This window comes from Collinsella aerofaciens, from assembly GCF_039758815.1.
Lineage (GTDB): Bacteria > Actinomycetota > Coriobacteriia > Coriobacteriales > Coriobacteriaceae > Collinsella > Collinsella aerofaciens_BP.
Window position 1 is genome coordinate 1 of record NZ_JBDMSK010000047.1, and the last position, 1,571, is coordinate 1,571.

Below are 1,571 nucleotides of genomic sequence, written 5' to 3' on the forward strand. Positions count from 1 at the left end.
AAACCGACGCTCCTATAAGTTGTCAAGAGGCAGTTTGCGGGAGCGCTCTCTCCAATTCGCACAGGAGCTCGTAATACCTCCTCTCCAGTTTCGTCGACCGTCGTTTCCCCCGTTCCAAGTGCCCGAGTGTGGCTGCGGACAGGCCGAGCTCCGCGGCGGCTTTCTTCTGAGTCACCCGCATCGCCTTGCGCATCCTCGCGAGCTCGGGGCCTTCCGGCGCGGCGCCGTCGGGGTTCGGGTCCATGAGCACGTGGTACACCTCCCGCGCTATGTAGCGCTTCAGGCAGCGGACCGCCTCCCGCCGGGACTTCCCCTCGGAGGTCCGCCTCGCCACGTACCTCCTCGTCCTCTCGTCGTACGCCATGCGCTTGATCGCGATCTCGTAGAGCGCCCAGTTCGCCTGCCGGTTGCCGCCGCGGTTGAGCCTGTGCCGGTCCGTCTTCCCGCTCGACGCGGGGATCGGGGAGGCGCCGCACATCATCGAGAACGCCGCCTCGCCCTTCAGCCTGCCGGGGTTGTCGCCGGCGGCCACGACCAGGGCGGCGGCGGTCGTGGTGCCGCAGCCCTCGACGCCGAGCAGCGCGGGCGCGTTCGCCTCCAGCAGCGCGCGGATGCGCTCGTCGAGGGACTCGACCTGGCTGCGGGCCTCCTTCCAGACCGCCGCGACGGACCGCAGCGAGGCCAGCACGCTCTCCTCGAGCGCGTCGCCCGCCTTCCTCCCGCGCGCGAGCAGCGGCATGAGGTCCTTCGGCCGCTCGCGGCCCCTGAACCGCTCCCTCAGGGCGCTCGGGGCCGTCGTGAGCATCGACTTCGCGCAGGCCACGCAGGACGTGGACGTCGCGACGGCCAGCCTGCGCGCGACGTAGAGCTGGCGCACCGCCTCGACCCAGCCGTCCTGCGACTTCGGCACGGAGCAGCCCCTCCCGGACGCCGCCTTGCGCGCCGCGCGCTCGGCGTCCAGCGGGTCGCTCTTCCCCTCGCCGGGCCTCACCTTGTCCCTCTTGGGCCTGAGCACCTCGACGACGTTGTACCCGAGCTCCACGAGCCTCCTCGTCAGCCCGGCCCCGTACGATGCCGTGCCCTCGACGCCGACGACCATGCAGCTCCCCGGGTCGCCTATCGCCTCCGCCAGCCTGTCGTAGCCCTCGGGGTCGGCCCCGAAGCTCCCGCTCCAGATCTTCCTCCCGAGGCCGTCGAGCAGGCACAGAACATGCACGTCCTTGTGCGTGTCGACGCCCGCGATGACCGTTTCGCCTTCCATTTTCGCTCCCCTCGGTCTGCCGCCTGCTCCGCGCCCGGGTCTCCCAGACATTGCACTGACGGGAGCGCTACAATCCAATTGGCTTGTCCGATTGTCCGCGCTCATGCTCCTATTAGGTCATGGCAGGACTCCGGGACGCGGATGCCGGGGCGAGACAGGTCGGATTTGAGGACGGCCGAAGAGGCGTCAGCAGGTCAGTGGGTCATCGTCCCGGCATTCAGCATCAGGGTAGCGCTGCGACGCGGAAATCGCGCGCCGTTGCCGCGCCCCGCAGTGCCCGCTTCCCCCGAGAACAATTATCAGTGCAGGT

At 69.4% G+C, this 1,571-nt stretch carries 1 protein-coding gene; it reads right to left on the reverse strand.

The features are described 5' to 3' along the window. Nucleotides 1–22: 22 nt before the first annotated feature. Entirely contained in the window at nt 23–1,261 is a 1,239-nt protein-coding gene (locus ABHT90_RS09955; RefSeq protein ID WP_346982402.1) for an IS110 family RNA-guided transposase, read from the reverse strand. Nucleotides 1,262–1,571 lie beyond the last annotated feature (310 nt).

Coding starts and splice junctions, on each gene's coding strand:
- ABHT90_RS09955 (WP_346982402.1), bottom strand. CDS start 1,261: ATGGAAGGCGAAACGGTCATCGCGGGCGTCGACACGCACAAGGACGTG.